The sequence below is a fragment of the Streptomyces sp. ISL-10 genome, assembly GCF_018614575.1.
GTDB lineage: Bacteria > Actinomycetota > Actinomycetes > Streptomycetales > Streptomycetaceae > Streptomyces.
The window spans coordinates 255944-272204 of sequence record NZ_JAGGOJ010000003.1 but is presented as its reverse complement, the minus strand read 5'-3'; the positions used below and the strand labels follow the sequence as shown (position 1 = coordinate 272204).

Sequence of the window (16261 nt, the reverse complement as noted above, 5' to 3'; positions counted from 1 at the left end):
AGGTGACGACCATGGCCACTGCCATCGCCAAGGCCGACGACCGCGTGCGCACCGAGTACGCGGCCCGGATCGGGCATGTCTCCAAGTCCTTCGCCGGGCCCGCCGGCACCCAGCTCGTCCTGGACGACATCACCCTCGATGTCGCTCCCGGTGAGTTCGTCACGCTCCTGGGGGCCTCGGGCTGCGGCAAATCGACGCTGCTCAACCTGGTCGCGGGCCTCGACCGGCCGTCCGTGGGGTCCATCGAGACCCCCGGCGGCCGGCCGGCTCTGATGTTCCAGGAGCATGCGCTGTTCCCGTGGTTGAGCGCGGGCAAGAACATCGAGCTGGCGCTGCGTCTGCGCGGGGTGCCGAAGGCGGAGCGCAGAGGCGAGGCGGAGCGGCTGCTGGAGCTGGTGCGGCTCGGCGGCGCGTACGGCAAGCGGGTGCACGAGTTGTCGGGCGGCATGCGGCAGCGGGTCGCGATGGCCCGTGCGCTGGCGCAGGACAGCCGGCTGCTGCTGATGGACGAGCCGTTCGCGGCGCTGGACGCCATCACCCGCGACGTGCTGCACGACGAGCTGACCCGTATCTGGAGCGAGACGAACGTCTCGGTCCTGTTCGTCACGCACAACGTGCGGGAGGCGGTGCGCCTCGCGCAGCGCGTGGTGCTGCTGTCGTCGCGGCCGGGGCGCATCGCCCGTGAGTGGACCGTGGAGATCGATCAGCCGCGGCGCATCGAGGACCCCGCCGTGGCGGAGCTGTCCGTCGAGATCACCGAAGAACTGCGTGGGGAGATCCGCCGACATGGCCAGCACTGACACGACCGCGAAGGCCACGGCCGGGAACGACGACCTCGCGGGCCTCGAAGCCGGTCTCGACGCGCTGGAGGCCGTGCAGGTCACGCGTACCCCGGTGCGCGAGGTGCTGCTGAAGAAGGTCCTCCCGCCGCTGGCCGCCGTCGCCCTGGTGCTGGTGGCGTGGCAGGTGCTGGTCTGGGCCGAGGTCACCGAGGACTACAAGCTGCCCGCGCCGTCCGCCGTGTGGGACAGTCTGTCCGAGATGTGGTTGCAGGGCACCCTGTTCGAGGTCATCTGGACGAGCGTGTCCCGCGGCCTGCTGGGCTTCCTGCTCGCCCTCGCGATCGGTACGCCGCTGGGCCTGCTGGTCGCCCGGGTGAAGTTCGTCCGCGCCGCGATCGGGCCCATCCTGTCCGGTCTCCAGTCGCTGCCTTCGGTGGCCTGGGTGCCGCCCGCGGTGATCTGGCTCGGCCTGAACGACTCGATGATGTTCGCCGTGATCCTGCTGGGCGCGGTCCCCTCCATCGCGAACGGGCTGCTGTCGGGCGTCGACCAGGTGCCGCCGCTGTTCCTGCGGGCCGGCCGCACACTGGGGGCCACCGGGCTCAAGGGCACCTGGCACATCGTGATGCCCGCGGCGTTGCCCGGATACATCGCGGGCCTCAAGCAGGGCTGGGCGTTCTCCTGGCGGTCGCTGATGGCCGCGGAGATCATCGCCTCCTCGCCCGACCTGGGCCTGGGCCTCGGCCAGTTGCTGGAGAACGGCCGCAACAACGCCGACATGGCCGGGGTGTTCTTCGCCATCATCCTGATCCTGATCGTCGGCATCGCGATCGACCTGCTGATCTTCAGCCCGCTGGAGCGGTGGGTGCTGCGCAGCCGCGGTCTCCTCGTCAGGAGCTGAAGTCCATGATGCGCAGTCCCGTCCTCCTCGTCATCGCCCACGGCAGCCGCGACCCGCGCCATGCCGCGACGGTGCACGCCCTCGTCCGGGGTGTGCGGTCGCTGCGGCCGGGGCTGCGCGTCGAGGTCGGCTTCCTGGACTTCAACCTCCCCTCCGTGACGGGCGTGCTGGAGCGGCTCGCCGCCGAGGACGTGCGCGAGGTAGTGGCGCTTCCGCTGCTGCTGACACGTGCCTTCCATGCGAAGGCGGACATCCCCGCCGTCCTGCGGCAGGCGCCCGCGTCGCTGCGCGTACGCCAGGCCGAGGTGCTCGGCCCGTCGCCGCTGCTGCTGTCCGCCGTCCACCGGCGGCTGTACGAGGCGGGGCTGACCCCCGCCGACAAGAGCTCGACCGGCCTGGTGCTGGCATCGGCGGGCTCCACGGACCCGGAGGCGATCGCAGTGATCGCCGAAACAGCGCGGGAGCTGCGGCACACCGGTTGGTGCGCCGTGCGACCTGCGTTCGCCTCCGCATCTCTGCCCCGCACCGAGGACGCGGTGCGCGAGCTGCGCGCCCTCGGCGTGCGCCGGGTGGCGGTCGCGCCGTACGTGATCGCCCCCGGCCGCCTCCCGGACCGCATCGCCGAGGGCGCGCGCGACGCGGACGTGCTGGCCGATGTGCTGGGACCCGGGCCGGAGCTGGCCCGCCTGCTGCTGACCCGCTACGACGGGGCGCGGGCGCGGGACCAGGTGCTCGCGGTGACCGCGTCGGCCTGTCTTTCCGGACCGGTCGGTCACGCGGTGACCGCATAGGTCTGCCGTCCGGACCCGGACCCGGAGCGGATCAGCCGGTAGATCAGCCGGTCACGCGGTGACGTGCGCGCTCCAGCGGGGATCGCGCCCGGCGGCCGCGAGGGCCCGCTCGAACGCCGTCGCCGACGGGGGCGCTGCGACGGGGGCGGCGAACCCGTCGTACTGCCGGTAGACCTCGGCGTGGGCGTCGACGACGGCGAGGACGAACGCGCCGGCCGCGTCGGAGATGCGGTGCTCCTGTCCGGTGGCACGGGCCAGGTCCCAGCCGTGGACGGCCAGTTCCTTGGTGATCAGGGAGGCGATCTCGCCGGCCGGCATGCCCGTGAAGCCGAGGTCCACCTCACCCGCCCACACCGCCGGGTCCGACCAGGCGGAAAGGGCGCGGTCCAGCTGCTCGGCGTATCCCTGTGCCCAGTCCCCGTCCGCCGTGAAGTCTCGACCGGTCAGTTCCTCGGGGAGCTGCTTGCGCAGGGCGCGGTGTTCCAGGCCGTGGGAGGTGTAGAGCACGAGATGGTTGACGAGCGCCGCGACGTCCCAGCCGGTGCACGGCGTCGGCCCGGTGAGCGCGCCCGCGCCCACACCCCGGGCGAGGCGTGCGGTCTCGGCGGCGCATTCCGACAGATACGGGTACACGGTGTCCTTGTCCATGCCGCACATCCTGCGCCGCGCCGTACGAGGGGGTCTTGAACAAACGCGACAGTGCGACCGGTCAGTCGAAGACGAGGTTCCCGGTGCGGGCGCGCTTCACCTCGAAGAGGTCGGGGTGGTTCGCGAGAACGCGGAAGCTGTCGAAGAGGGCGACGGCCTTCTCGCCCCTGGGGATGGCGTTGAGGACCGGGCCGAACCAGACGGTGCCGTCGACGTGGAGGGTGGGTGTGCCGACGTACCCATCGGCCGCCGGGTCCTTGCCCCTGTCGTGGCTCGTGCGGACCGCCTTGTCGTACGACGCGTCGTGTGCGGCTTCGGCGAGCGACGCGGGCAGGCCGAGCTCGGCCAGGGACTCGGCGACGACCGCGGCGAAGTCGTCGTTCCTGTCCCGGTGGATACGGGTGCCGAGTGCGGTGTAGAGGTCGCGCAGCACCCCGTCGCCGTGCTGTTCGGCAGCGGCCGCCAGGACCCGTGCCGGGCCGACGGAGCGGTCGACGAGATCGCGGTACCAGTCGGGCAGTTCGTTGCCGATGTTGTGCAGGAAGAGGCTCATCTGGCGGAACCGGAGGTCGAGCGCGCGCTCGCGCTCGACCTGAAGGATCCAGCGGGAAGTGATCCAGGCGAAGGGGCAGACGGGGTCGAAGTAGAAGTCGACGACGCTCTTGCCGGCGCTGCTTCCGCCTTCGGTGTTCGGCGCGGTGTCCATGTCGTCGACCCTAGCCAGGAAGTGGCACTCCCCCGTGGTCCACTTGACACCTGGTCCTCTGGGCCATTCCGGCGCGCGCGGCCCCCGGCTCGCTCCGCCGCCTCACCCCCGGCTCACTCACCGGCTCACTCCGCCACGGTGGGCGACGGCGCGTCCGCTTCCGCCTCCGTGAAACGGGTGCCCTGGTGGAAGTAGAGCAGCCACTCGCCGCCGGTCAGCCGCCAGATGGAGCTGCGGTGGGCGCGATGGCCGCCGGACTCGGTGTCGAAGGTCAGATGCACCACGTCGGGGGCGAGCTGCACACCCTGCATCCGGGACGCGGTGATCGGCCGGGGCGCGGGCGCGTCGTGCGACTGCAGTCCAGCCAGGATCGAGGCACGGTTCCAGAGCCGGCCCGAGGTGCCGAACTCCCCGTAATCGGGGTGGAGGAGCTGCGCGAGCAGTGCGGGCGTGGACCGCACGGCCGGGTCGAGCAGCCGGAACTCCGCCTCCATCGCGGCGTTCACGGCTTCGGTCGCTGGTTCAGTCACGGGTCTTCTCCACCAGTTCGAGGACGGTGTTCCAATTGCGGGTGGTGGCGACCACACCCTCCAGCAGCCGGGGTCGCGCCAGGGTGGCGGCGAGCTTCGAGCGGCCGAGGCCGCCCGGTGTGTACAGGTAGATGGCCCGGTCCCCGAGCCGGAACTCCTCCGGCAGGTGGGCCGCTACATCGACGGACGCCAGCCGCTCCGGCGCGATCGGCTCGGAGAGGAAGATCACGTGCAGTTGCCTGCCCGGCAGCGCGGGCGCGGGGAAGGGGCAGGCATCGGCGATCGCCCGCAGGTAGGCGCCGTCGCGCACCAGGGTGTCGACACGGAAGCCGAAGGTCTTCTCCAGGGCCGCCTCGATCCCGGCCGCGAGCGCCTGCTGGTCACGCGCCGGGCCGGCGAAGACCGCGTTGCCGCTCTGCAGATAGGTGCTGACGTCACGGTGTCCCAGATCCTCCAGAACCGCGCGGAGTTGGGCCATGGGGACCTTCTTGCTGCCACCCACGTTGATTCCGCGCAGCAGCGCCGCGTACCTCTTCGTCATGTGCGCACCTTCGTCATGCGCACACGATAAGGCGGCCGCCGCGCCCCGTGGGGGAGAGCACGGCGGCCGCCGGCTCACGGCGGGCGCGCCGCAGGGGTGCCGCTCGGGGGCCGTGGAACGGCCGGCCCGGACGACACCCCTTGGGGCCCTGCTCACGTCATGGTCGACGGGAGACAGGGCCTTTGGTCACTCGACGACCTTGAGCAGCTTGTTCGGCGTGCCCGCGGACGGGTTGGTGATCTTGTCGGCCGTGGCGCCGTCGGTGAGCGCCTTCGCGACGTCCGCCGGGGTGGCGTCCTGGTGTCCGGCGAGGTAGACCGCGGCGGCGCCGACGACGTGAGGGGTCGCCATGGAGGTGCCGGAGATGGTCTTGGTGCCCTCGTCGCTGTCGTTCCAGGCCGACGTGATGTCCGAGCCCGGAGCGTAGATGTCCACGATCTCGCCGAAGTTGGAGAAGTCCGACTGGGTGTCGTCCTTCGTGGACGAGGCGACCGTGAGGGCCTCCTGGACGCGGGCCGGGGAGCCCTGGCTCGCGTCGCTGGACTCGTTGCCCGCCGCGACACCGAAGGTGACACCGGCGGTGATCGCCTTGCGGACCGCCTCGTCGAGCGCCTCGTCGGCGCCGCCGCCGAGGCTCATGTTGGCGACGGAGGGACCCTGGTGGTTCTGGGTGACCCAGTCGATGCCCGCGACGACCTGCTCCGTGGTGCCGGAGCCGTTGTCGTCGAGCACCCGCACCGCGACGATCTTCGCCTTCTTGGCGACACCGTGCGCGGCACCGGCTATGGTGCCGGCGACGTGGGTGCCGTGGCCGTTGCCGTCGTCGGCGGAGTCGTCGTTGTCGACGGCGTCGAAGCCGTGGGTGGCGCGGCCCTCGAAGTCCTTGTGCGAGATGCGGACTCCGGTGTCGATCACATACGCCGTGACGCCTTCGCCGGCGGTGTCGGGGTAGGTGTACTTGCTGTCCCCGGCGGTGTCGGCCTGGTCGACGCGGTCCAGGCCCCAGGACGGCGGGTTGTCCTGGGTGGCGTTGATCGTGAACTTCTTGTTCTGCACGACCTTGGCGACGGCCGGGTCGGCGGCGAGGCGCTTGGCCTCGGTCTCCGAAAGGCCGCTGGCGGAGAAGCCGTTGATGGCGGAGCTGTAGTTGCGCCGCAGCTTGCCGCCGTACTCCGAGGCCAGCTCCTTCTTGTCGGCCTTCTGGTCGAGCATCACGATGTAGCTGCCTGCGACGGCGCCTTCGGCGTTCGCGCCGTAGATCTTGCCCTCGGCGGGCGCCGCGGCGCCGGCGAAGGTCGTGTTGAGAAGCGTGACTCCGGCTGCCGCCGCGACGGCCGTGATGGCCGCGGTGAGCTTCATCCGGTGGGAGCGCTTGTGAGTTGCCATGAAGAGGGGTCTCCTCGTCATCATTTGTGGGGGGATTGGCCCGCGGACGGAAATTCTCCGGGGGCTGGCTCGAAACCCTGACCGATTGACACGCTCAGATCAAGACCTTCATGTACCTGTGACTTACTCAACAAGGTTTCGCAATAAGAAATCGGCCAGGGCCTCACAAGTCGGACGCGGACCCCAACTCCCCACGGATGTAAGGGGCTTCCATCTCCTATGTCGGGGATGTGCCCCCTTCCGAAGGAGGAAGGAATTGCCGTTCGCAGTCGTCGGCCGGCAGGACGAGTCGACCTGATTACGCCCTTGGCTTCGAAACGGAAACGGCGGCGGGCCGCCGCTATTTGTGGAGCGAAGCACGAGGGAGTGTAAAAGTTATGGGGAGAGCCGGAGGAGGTCCGCTAGGGATAGCCGCGCGGGCGGGCGGCTGGAGCGCTCGGCACCGCTGGGCAGCCGAGGGGATCTGGGTGCTGTTCGTCCTGCCGGCCATGGTCACGGGATCGGCCACGGGCCGGGCCGAACTCAAGGACAGCGAGCAGCTGTCGGGCGAGACGACTCAGGCGGCCCGCATCGCCGAGGAGGCCGGCATCGACGAGACGGCGGGCGAGACCGTGCTCCTCCAGGCCCGGGACGGCTCGGTCAAGGCGACGGACCCCGCCTTCCGCACGGCCGTGGACGAGGTGATGAAAGCGGTCGACGGCACCCGTGAAGAGGATGTGCCGGGCCCGCGCGAGCCGGAGCGGGTGAGCGCGTAGCCGGGCCGTAGGCGGGGGATCCCCCGCCTACGCCTCACGTCCCGGGGCGACTCCAGCGCGCCGACGTGGGGGACGAGGGGGGACGCCGGGGGCGCCGGGGGGCGCGGAAGACCGCCCGAGCCCGGGCCCGAGAGCGGCGGCCGACCGAGGTCAACTTCTGTCGGCGATGGAGGCGTCGGGGCACGGAGACCGGACCCTCGGCAGGACGCCGAGCCGAAAGCAGCGCCCCACCGAACACAACCCCGCCGACGAACGAGGCACCGGGGCACGGAATCCGGAGCTCCGGCACGACACCGAGCCAAGAGCAGCGCCCCCACCCGACACACAACCCACCGGCGAACGAGACGCCGGGGCACGGGGGCTGCGCCTCCGGTTCGGAAAGGGCGGGGAGGGGAAACCCCCTCACGCCACCAGCTCCGCCTCGATCAGATCCGCCGCCCTCCCCGTCCCGCCCTCGTGGGACATCTCCTCCTGGATCCGGGCCAGTCGGGCCGACACCTCGCCGTCCGACACCAGCGACAGCACCGCCTCCCGCAGGTCGTGCGCCGTCGCCTCCTCCGTCGACAGGCGGCTTGCCACCCCCAGTCCCACCAGCATGTCCGCGTTGCCGAACTGGTCCACCGCCTGCGGGACCGCGACCATCGGGGTGGCCGTCGCAAGGCCCTCCTGGCTGCCGCCCGCCCCGGCATGCGTGACGAACGCGTCCGCCTGGCGCAGCACCGACAGCTGCGGCACCCAGTCGTGGACCTCCACGTTCGACGGCAGCTCGCCGAGCTCCGCCGGCGAGACATGCCTGCCGATCTGGAGCACCAGGTGCCAGCCGGGCAGCCCGCCGAAAGCCTTCACGCATTCCCGGTAGAACGCCGGCTGCTTGGTGAACGTCGACCCCAGTGACACCAGCACGACCCTTTGGGCACCTTCCGGCCGCTGCCACTCCCCCTGGTCCCCGCGGTCGCCCTGGCACGCGCCGACGAAGGAGTACACGGACTCCTCGACCCGGTCGGCGTTCGGCTGGAGGGCGCGCGGGATCAGGACGATGCTGCGGCGCGGGCGGCCGACGAACCGGTCCGGGTGCGTCGTGATCCCGTTCTCCGCCAGCCAGGCCGAGAAGCGGGCGTAGTACGCCTTGCCGCGCTCGGACGCGCGCAGATCGGCGGTCATGGACTCGGCGACTTCCTCCTCGTACCCCTCCCACGCGACCAGGTTGGGAGAGAGGGAGACGGCGGGGACGCCCCACCGGTGGGCGAGCACGATCGCCGGGTACGAGGTGATGTCGTGGATGACGAGGTCCGGCTCGTCACCGGCGAACGCCTCGGCCAGCTGCGGCAGCGCCTGGACGGCGTCAGTCAGGAACGGCTCGATGTTGTCGATCAGTTCGGTGCCCCAGGCGTCCGGATCGTCCCCCGTCGGCAGAGTCGAGGTGTAGACGACCGGTTCGGCACCGGTGGCCGCGACCCTGTCCGCGAAGGAGGCGGGGATCGCGTAACTGACGCGGTGGCCCCTGGCCACGAGCTCCCGGATCACTTCGAGACTCGGGTTCACGTGCCCGGGGGCCGCGATGGAGAACATGGCGATATGGGCGCGGTCTGTCGTCTGCGTCATGCCTTCCACCATAACGAGACGAGACGTCTCGTGCAATTATTTACGGGCGCGTGCGCCCCCCACCCGCAGCTCGGTGCAGCACCCCTTACAACCGGAGCCACTGCCCGGGCGCGACGAAGGCCGCCACCAGGCCATGACCGCCGACCGGTCAAGGCCCGCCCCGGAACGCCGCATTCAGCCGGCGCACCGGGTGACCGTCGTCGCACAGCAAGGCGTACAGAGAACCGCCGCGCCGCGGAAGCCCGTTTCGACGGCCGGCGGTACGCGCCGCATCGCCAGGTGCCGGCGGTACGCACCCAACGCCAGGTGCCGGCAGCTGCCACGTACGTCGTTCGATGCGAACGATGCCGGTGCCGACGCGCGGCACAGGGCGGAACTCCTCGCGTCGCGCCCCGTCGAGCAGGCACCCGCGCCACTGCGGTCAGTGGGCAACGGTGAGTTGTGACCAACGGCCGTAGTCGCCGCGGCGCTTGCGGGCGTACGAGACGCGCCGAATTCGGGCAGGTGACGGCCGGGGCCCGGGGGCGCGACCCGGACGAAGCATCCGGTCCGCACCCGGGAGGCCGGCACCGGGCACCGGGCACCGGGCACACCACCGTCAGCGCTGATAGCGCGCCAGCACCGAATTGCCGTCATCGACCAGCCGTTTCCGCAGCTCGCCGACGTCGATCGCGCCGCTGTAGAACTCCTGGTACGCCGGCGTCGCGACCTTGTCCTTCCACTCCGGGTAGCCGCGCACCGACTGCGCCGGAGCCGGCCGCAGATGCCGCGCGAGCGCGGCGCCCACGGCCCAGCCGTCCTTGTCGGTGTGCAGGGCCGGGGCGCCGAGGGCCTCGGTGCCAGTCGGCAGCATCCAGTCGCCCTTGGCCAGCCGCACCATGTTCTGCGGCTGGAGCATGAAGTCGATGAACTGCGCCGCCTCCCTCTTGTGCGGGCTGTCCTCGGCGATCGACAACGTCTGCGGGCTCACCCCCTGCGCCGGGCCCTCGGGGCCGGCGGGGGCGGGCAGGACCGTCCACTCGAATCCCTCGGGAGCCTGCTGGACTATCTGCTGCCGGTAGGAGAAACCCAGCGGCACCATGGCGTACTTGCCGCCGAAGAAGCCGGGCAGGGCGTCCGAACCGCCCGCGCCCAGCGTGCTGCGCGAGGCGCTCCCATCGACGTTGACCTGGTCACGGACGGTCCCGGGCACCACTGCGTCGGCGTCGGTGAACTCGATGGTGACCTTGCCGTCGCCCCCGCGGTGGAAGAGCTGACCGCCCGTGGACAGGCCGAGGTTGAGTGTCACGGACACCGGTTCCTTCAGGGGCCAAGCGATGCCGTACTTTCCCTTCCCCATGTGCTCGGTCAGGTCCTTGGTGACCTGCCGGAACTCCTCCCAGCTCCACGGCCGCCCGGCTGTGGGGACGCGGACCCCGGCGTCGTGCAGCACCTTCTTGTTGGCGATGAGGACGCGCGGCTCCTGGAGGAACGGCACGCCGTACACGCCCTCGCCGAAGGTCGTCGTCCGCCAGCTCTGCCGCGGGATGTCGGCTTTGAGCCGCTCGGGGAGCAGGTCGGTCAGGTCGGCGAGGTAGCCGCCGTACGCGAAGTCGGCGAGATCGTCGGAGGCGTCGTGGATGATGTCCGGCGCCTCGCCGCCCTCGAACGAGGTGAGCAGCTGATCGTGCACGCTGTCCCAGCTGCCCTGGACGTATGCGACCTGGACGTCCGGGTGGGACGCGTTCCACTCCTTCACCAGTTCCTTGTTGGCGTCGACCGACTCTTTCTGCCAGGCCAGGGACTGGAAGCGGAGCTGGATTTTTCCGTCGGGGCGGTCGCCGTCACCGCCGCAGCCGGTCAGGAGCAGGGCGAGAGCGGTGGCGGCCGCCGTCAGCAGTCGTGCGCGCATCAGTTCTTCACCGCCCCGGCGAGCATGCCGCCTGTGATCCGCTTCTGGATGATCGCGAAAATGACGAGTGAGGGAAGCGTCGCGAGGAACGCGGCCGCCGCGAGCGGCCCGAGATCGGCGACGCCCTCCGCGCCGAGGAAGTGTGTGAGAACGACCGGCAAGGTCTGCTTCTCCGCGGTCTTGAGCAGGACGAGCGCGAAAAAAAACTCGTTCCACGCCGTGATGAACGCGAACAGCGCGGTGGCGACGATCCCCGGTGCGAGCAGCGGCGCGGTGACCGACACGAGCGTACGCAGCCGCCCGGCGCCGTCCACGGCCGCGGCCTCCTCCAACTCGCCCGGCACCGCCCGCACATAGCCGACCAGCATCCACAGCGCGAACGGCAGCGACCAGACGACATAGACCATGACCAAGCCGGACAGGGTGTTGACCAGGTGCAGGTTCTTCAGGATCAGGAACAGCGGGATGATCACCAGAACGAACGGGAACGCCTGGCTGACCACGACCCAGCCGGTGGCCGCGGCGGTCAGTCTGCTGCGGTGGCGGGCCATCACATAAGCCATGGGCGTGGCGATGACGACGGCTATCAATGCCGCGGCGAGGGCCGCGAACAGACTGTTGCCCGCCGCCCGCAGGAGCGGCTGTTCGTCGAAGGCCTGCCGGAAGTTCTGGAGAGTCGGGTCCTGCGGTATCCAGGTGGGGTGCAGAGAGCCCAGTTCCCGCGCCGGCTTGAACGCGGTGGAGAGCAGCCACAGGAACGGGAAGGCAAGGAAGACCAAGTAGCAGAACAGCGCGACGTACTGCCCGGCGCGGCCGGACCTGCTGGTGCGCAACGCGCTCATTTCCCGTCCCCTCCCTTGAGCCGGCCCACCAGGTAGAAGGCGAGCATCACCGAGATGACGGCGACCATGACGCAGCCCATGGCGGCCGCATAGCCGAACTGGCCGTAGCGGAAGGCCTCTTCATAGGCGAAGAGCATGGGCAGCCGGGTCCGTCCGCCCGGACCGCCGTTGGTCAGCACGTACACCAGGGCGAAGGCGTTGAAGTTCCAGATGAAATTGAGCGCGGTGATAGCGAAGGCGACGGGTCTGAGCGCTGGCCATGTGACGGTGCGGAACCGGCGCCAGGCGCCCGCCCCGTCCAGTGCGGCGGCCTCGTGGAGCTCGTGCGGGGTGTTCTGGAGACCGGCGAGCAGTGCCACCGTGGTCTGAGGCATGCCCGCCCAGATGCCCACGACGACCACGGCGGGCAGGGCGGTGGCGAGGCCGGTCAGCCAGTCGCGGCCGTCACCGAGGCCCAGGTCGCGGACGGTCTCGTTGAGGATGCCGGCATCCGCGTTGTAGACCAGCCGCCACATGATGCCGACGACGACCTCGGGCATCGCCCACGGAATGATCGCGAGCGCGCGGGCGAGCCCGCGCAGCCGCAGCCGCTGATCGAGCAGCAGGGCGAGGCCGAGTGCGAGAAGGAACTGCGGAACGGTGACGCCGACCGCCCACAGCAGTCCGATGCGGAACGAGTCCCAGAACAACGTGTCGTGCAGCAGGTCCTGGAAGTTGAGCGTCCCGACCCACTCGGTTGGCTCCGTGCGGCCGGCCTGTGCGTCGGTGAAGGCCAGCGCGATGCCGTAGAGCAGCGGACCGACGCTCAGCACCAGAATCGGGATCAGCGCGGGGAGGACGAGGAACCAGGCCCCTGACGCCGGTCTCCTCCCGGACCGCGCCGTTGCGGTCGCCGATGTCACGTAGTCGACTCCTTCGGGCGGCCCGGCCCTGACCGGGTCCTGATCCGCCGCCCCGGCGGCTCCGTCATCGTGCTGACGGGTCGTCGGCTCGTCAAGACAGCGTGCGCCGATGCGAGACTTTGCCGGACAGGCGGCAGGCACGGCGCTGGGAGAGACCGATGGACGAGGCACAGGCACGCGACCTACTGGCGGCGGCCGGGCTTGCGGCCGCCGCCCAGGACGCCGCTCTCCTGGCCCTCGGCGAGAACGCAGTCTTCGCGGCCGGCGACATCGTGGTCAAGGTCGGCCGGGACGCGGAACTGCTGCCTCGCGCCGAGCGGGAGCTGGCGGTGGCCTCCTGGCTGGCGGGTGCAGGTGTCCCCGCGGTGCGCGCCGCCGAGTCGGCGCCCCGGCTCGTCGACGGCCACCCGGTCACCCTCTGGCACCGGCTGCCCGCTGCCGTGCGCCCGGCTGAACCGGCCGATCTCGCGCGGTTGCTGCTCCGTGTCCATGCGCTGGGTTCCCCTTCCTTCGCACTGCCCCGCCGCGATCTGCTGGGCGGGGTCGAGCGGTGGCTGCGGCTCGCCGGGGACTCGATCGACTCCGCCGACGCCGCCTTTCTGCGCGAACGCCGGGACGGCTACGCCGAGGCGGCGGCAGCGCTCACGCCCCACCTGCCCCCCGGCCCCATCCACGGCGACGCACTGCCCCGCAATGTCCATGTGGGCCCGGACGGGCCGGTGCTGGTCGACCTGGAGACCGTCTCCTTCGATCTGCGCGAGCACGACCTGGTGGTCATGGCACTGTCCCGCGACCGCTACGGCCTCGACCCGGCCGCCTACGACGCGTTCACCGCGGCCTACGGCTGGGATGTGCGCGAGTGGGACGGCTGCGCGGTGCTGCGCGGCGCGCGCGAGACGGCAAGCTGTGCCTGGGTGGCCCAGCACGCACCCACGAACCCCGAGGCACTCGACGAGTTCCGCCGCCGGGTGGCGTCCCTGCGCGACGGCGCCCCCGAGGTGCGCTGGTACCCCTTCTGACACCACGCCCCATCAGGTGCCGGTGCCTGCCGGGCGGCGCTCCTGTCGGCAGCGGAGGCTGCCAAGGCCACGCCCAGGACACGGACCGCCAAGACGTGAGACCCGGCGAGAAGCGGGCGCGGCGTCATGCCCCGCCTGCCTCAGGTCCCAAGACGGAGACCGCCGAAGGGCGAGGAGCGCCGAGAAGCACGGACCGCATCGGGTCCGGCCCGCCGCAGTTCCCAAGAGACGGACCGCCGGGAGGCGAGAACCGCCCCCAGGTCCTTTGACAACGACCGCCCAGAAGCACAGGCCGCATCAGACCCAGCCGCCGCACGTCCCAAGACGCCGACCGCCCGGACGCGAGAACGACCCCCAGGTCCTTTGACAACAACCGCCCAGAAGCACAGGTCGCCTCAAGGCACGGACCACAGTCGCAGCAGGGCCGGCGAAGGACACGGACCGCCGACAGGCGGGGCGGGGCCGCGTCAGGCGCCGGCCGCCCGCGCGAGCTCGCGCAGCGGCCAGGAAGCGTCCACCACGGCCTCGGGGCTTCCCTTGCGGCGCAGGAAGCTCTGAAAGTCGGCCGCCCACTGCGCGTACCAGCTCACCTGACGCTCATGCAGCAGGCCCGGGTCCAGCTGCGCCACCGACGGGTGGCGCTCCGCTATCGCCCGCGCCACAAGCACCGCGGCGAGCGCGTCCGCGTCCGCACGGTGGGCACGGTCGAGGACGACGCCGTATTCCGCGCAGACCGCCTCCAGATTGCGCTTGCCCTTGCGGTATCGGTCGACGGCGCGGTCGATCGTGTACGGGTCGATGACCGGGCCTATCGGGCGCCCGTCCAGCCGCTCGCTCAGCGAGGCGAGCCCGTACCGGTGCAACTCTGCGGTCAGCAGCGTCAGATCGAAGGCCGCGTTGTACGCGACGACCGGCACACCCCGCTGCCAGTATCCGGTCAGCACCTGGGCGACCTCCTCGGCCACCTCGCGCGCGGGCCTGCCCTCCGCCGCGGCACGTTCGTTGCTGATGCCGTGAATGGCCGACGCCTGCTCCGGAATCCGTATCCCCGGGTCCGCCATCCAGCCGCGGCCGAGCACCGGCTCCCCCGCGCGCAGTTCGACGACGGCGGCCGTCACGATGCGCGCGTCGAGCGGATCGGTGCCGGTGGTCTCCAGATCGAAGCCGGCCAGTGGTCCCCCGTGCCAGGACATGATGCCCCTCCTCCATGGTGCGATGGTGCTTCCCCCCGCTGGATCATCACCTTCCCACGCACCACTGACAACGAGGCCGCGGGCAGCGACAGGCCGGGGACGGCTGCGCCGGGCGGATCAGGACACAGGCCGCGAGTCAGCCCATACCGACTCGAACTCCTCGCGGTAGGTCTGGAAAAGTCCCGTTTCGCTGTCCTGTCCGGAGCGGACCACCGAGCGCCCGCCGCCGCGCAGGACGAGGACGGGGGCCTCCATGCCGCGGGCGCGGCGCAGATAGGACTGGACGACGGCGAGGCCGTCCGGGCCGTCGCCGTCGACGAGGTAGGCGGTGAAGCGGGGGGTCTCGTCGAAGACCTGGATCTCGAAGGCGCCGGGGTCCCGCAGCTTGGAGCGGACGCGGCGCATATGGAGGATGTTCATCTCCACGGTGCGGCTCAACTCGCCCTTTTTGATGCCGAGTTCCCGTTCGCGGCGCTTGACGGCGCTGCTGGCCGGGTTGAGGAAGAGGAGCCGGACCCGGCAGCCGGACTCGGCCAGGCGCACCAGGCGGCGGCCGGAGAAGTTCTGCACGAGCAGGTTCAGGCCTATGCCGATCGCGTCGAGGCGCCGCGCCCCGCCGAAGAGGTCCTCGGCGGGCAGCTGGCGCTGGAGTCTGACCCGGTCGGAGTGGACGGAGACGACGTCCGCGTACCGGTCGCCGACCAGGTCCTCGACGGCGTCGACGGGGAGGCGGTCCGCGGAGGGGACTCCCGTGCCGCTGCCGAGTATCTCCAGCAGGCGCGCGGAGGCGCGCTCGGCCTGGGCGAGGACGGCCTCGTTGAGTGCCCGGTTGCGGGAGACGACGTTGCGCGCGACCTCCAGCTCGTCCAGGGCGAGTTCGACGTCGCGCCGGTCGTCGAAGTACGGCTCGAAGCAGGGCCAGTGCTGCACCATCAGCTCGCGCAGCTGCGGCAGGGTGAGGAAGGACAGAACATTGTCGTCCGCCGGGTCCAGCAGGTAGCCCTTACGGCGCGAGACCTCTCGTACGGCGACCGCTCGCTGCACCCACTCCTGACCGGCCGGCCCGGCCGCCGCGACGACCCAGTCCTCGCCGTGCACGGGGTCGTAGATGGGCCGCAGCACGGCAGCGACCACTGCCCGCAACCGCTGCTCCACCAGATTCAGCCAGATGTAGGCGCGCCCGGCCCGCTGGGCGCGCGTACGCACCTCGCTCCAGGCGTCCGCGCCCCAGTCCAGCTCCGCCCCGATCTCCATCGGCCGCGCGAGCGAAACCGCTCCTGGCGGGACCTCGGCGGAGTCTCCCCCCTCATGACCCGCGTCACCGGGGGGTAGCTCCAGCCCTCCCGAGCTCACCCGCGCACCGCCTTCTGCTTCTCCTGGACGACCGTCTTCAACGATCAAGGAAGCGTACTCCGCGAGCGGGAGACGGTGCAGCAGGATGGACCGGGTTGTTTCTCAACTCCCGTGATTGTGATGTCCGTTCCGACCGGCGGAAGCTGCCGGAGTGAGCGGATTCATAGACGTCACGTCCTGTGCGGCGCGCGCAAGACCCTGCCGGTGGACCGGCAGGGGCCGCCGGGCTCACCCCGGACGATGGAGCGGAACCCGATGTTGACGGACCGTGCCGGGCGGGTGGGCAGGGCCGGGCGGGATCAGCGCGACGGTCTCGCTCCGCTCGCCGGCCGGTGCGGCGAGCGCCGGACACCCCGGCTGTACACCCGTTCGACGGATCCTGCCGCGCACATCCCCTCTTTCCCCGGAATCCGCATCGG

15 protein-coding genes and 1 pseudogene are annotated in these 16261 nt (G+C 71.0%); 5 read left to right on the top strand and 11 right to left on the bottom strand.

Features of this window, described 5'->3' with window-relative positions; all coding sequences use genetic code 11:
* Positions 1–11 precede the first annotated feature (11 nt).
* The 3 genes from J7E88_RS02145 to J7E88_RS02135 are packed head-to-tail and all read left to right on the top strand — an operon-like array spanning position 12 to position 2474.
* Positions 12–800, top strand: a complete 789-nt coding sequence (locus J7E88_RS02145; RefSeq protein WP_215176587.1) for an ABC transporter ATP-binding protein — start codon at positions 12–14, stop codon at positions 798–800.
* Positions 787–1683, top strand: coding sequence for an ABC transporter permease (locus J7E88_RS02140; protein WP_215176586.1), 897 nt, complete (start codon positions 787–789; stop codon positions 1681–1683). Before J7E88_RS02145 ends, J7E88_RS02140 begins: the two co-directional genes overlap by 14 nt.
* Positions 1684–1691: 8 nt before the next feature.
* Positions 1692–2474 (top strand): sirohydrochlorin chelatase, encoded by a 783-nt coding sequence (locus J7E88_RS02135; RefSeq protein WP_215177395.1) that lies wholly within the window; start codon positions 1692–1694, stop codon positions 2472–2474.
* Positions 2475–2525: 51 nt separating this feature from the next.
* Here the strand turns inward: J7E88_RS02135 and J7E88_RS02130 are convergent, their stop codons facing one another.
* The 5 genes from J7E88_RS02130 to J7E88_RS02110 form a co-directional block, all read right to left on the bottom strand.
* Complete coding sequence (locus J7E88_RS02130) at positions 2526–3122, bottom strand: TIGR03086 family metal-binding protein (RefSeq protein WP_215176584.1); 597 nt, start codon at positions 3120–3122, stop codon at positions 2526–2528.
* Between the two features lie 61 nt (positions 3123–3183).
* On the bottom strand, positions 3184–3828 hold the full coding sequence (locus J7E88_RS02125) for a DsbA family protein (RefSeq protein WP_215176582.1): 645 nt from the start codon (positions 3826–3828) through the stop codon (positions 3184–3186).
* Between the two features lie 125 nt (positions 3829–3953).
* Positions 3954–4358 (bottom strand): DUF4440 domain-containing protein, encoded by a 405-nt coding sequence (locus J7E88_RS02120; protein WP_215176574.1) that lies wholly within the window; start codon positions 4356–4358, stop codon positions 3954–3956.
* Positions 4351–4899 carry a DUF1697 domain-containing protein gene (locus J7E88_RS02115; RefSeq protein ID WP_215176572.1) on the bottom strand — a complete coding sequence of 183 codons (549 nt, stop codon included), beginning with the start codon at positions 4897–4899 and terminating at the stop codon, positions 4351–4353. Before J7E88_RS02115 ends, J7E88_RS02120 begins: the two co-directional genes overlap by 8 nt.
* Before the next feature lie 186 nt (positions 4900–5085).
* Positions 5086–6285 (bottom strand): S8 family peptidase, encoded by a 1200-nt coding sequence (locus J7E88_RS02110; RefSeq protein ID WP_215176570.1) that lies wholly within the window; start codon positions 6283–6285, stop codon positions 5086–5088.
* Positions 6286–6662: 377 nt separating this feature from the next.
* On the opposite strand from J7E88_RS02110, the pseudogene J7E88_RS02105 reads away from it, so the two are divergent.
* A pseudogene (locus J7E88_RS02105) lies at positions 6663–7034 on the top strand (hypothetical protein); the annotation flags it as partial.
* A gap of 408 nt (positions 7035–7442) precedes the next feature.
* Here the strand turns inward: J7E88_RS02105 and mgt are convergent.
* The 4 genes from mgt to J7E88_RS02085 all read right to left on the bottom strand — a co-directional run bounded on the left by mgt (position 7443) and on the right by J7E88_RS02085 (position 12277).
* Positions 7443–8654, bottom strand: a complete 1212-nt coding sequence (gene mgt, locus J7E88_RS02100) for a macrolide-inactivating glycosyltransferase (RefSeq protein ID WP_374196208.1) — start codon at positions 8652–8654, stop codon at positions 7443–7445.
* A 586-nt stretch (positions 8655–9240) separates the two neighbouring features.
* Positions 9241–10533: an ABC transporter substrate-binding protein gene (locus J7E88_RS02095; protein WP_215176566.1), complete on the bottom strand. Its 1293-nt coding sequence runs from the start codon at positions 10531–10533 to the stop codon at positions 9241–9243.
* On the bottom strand, positions 10533–11375 hold the full coding sequence (locus J7E88_RS02090; protein ID WP_215176557.1) for a carbohydrate ABC transporter permease: 843 nt from the start codon (positions 11373–11375) through the stop codon (positions 10533–10535). The genes J7E88_RS02095 and J7E88_RS02090 overlap by 1 nt, the downstream gene beginning before the upstream one ends.
* Positions 11372–12277: a carbohydrate ABC transporter permease gene (locus J7E88_RS02085; RefSeq protein ID WP_215176556.1), complete on the bottom strand. Its 906-nt coding sequence runs from the start codon at positions 12275–12277 to the stop codon at positions 11372–11374. The genes J7E88_RS02090 and J7E88_RS02085 overlap by 4 nt, the downstream gene beginning before the upstream one ends.
* Positions 12278–12435: 158 nt before the next feature.
* Here J7E88_RS02085 and J7E88_RS02080 point away from each other — a divergent pair, with 158 nt between their 5' ends.
* A complete protein-coding gene (locus J7E88_RS02080) occupies positions 12436–13296 on the top strand; it encodes a phosphotransferase enzyme family protein (protein ID WP_215176554.1) in 861 nt (286 codons plus the stop codon).
* A 467-nt stretch (positions 13297–13763) separates the two neighbouring features.
* Here J7E88_RS02080 and J7E88_RS02075 read toward each other — a convergent pair whose 3' ends face one another.
* Both J7E88_RS02075 and J7E88_RS02070 read right to left on the bottom strand, forming a co-directional pair.
* Positions 13764–14489 carry a 3'-5' exonuclease gene (locus J7E88_RS02075; RefSeq protein WP_215176552.1) on the bottom strand — a complete coding sequence of 242 codons (726 nt, stop codon included), beginning with the start codon at positions 14487–14489 and terminating at the stop codon, positions 13764–13766.
* A 117-nt stretch (positions 14490–14606) separates the two neighbouring features.
* Positions 14607–15842: an SAV2148 family HEPN domain-containing protein gene (locus J7E88_RS02070; RefSeq protein WP_215176551.1), complete on the bottom strand. Its 1236-nt coding sequence runs from the start codon at positions 15840–15842 to the stop codon at positions 14607–14609.
* Positions 15843–16261 lie beyond the last annotated feature (419 nt).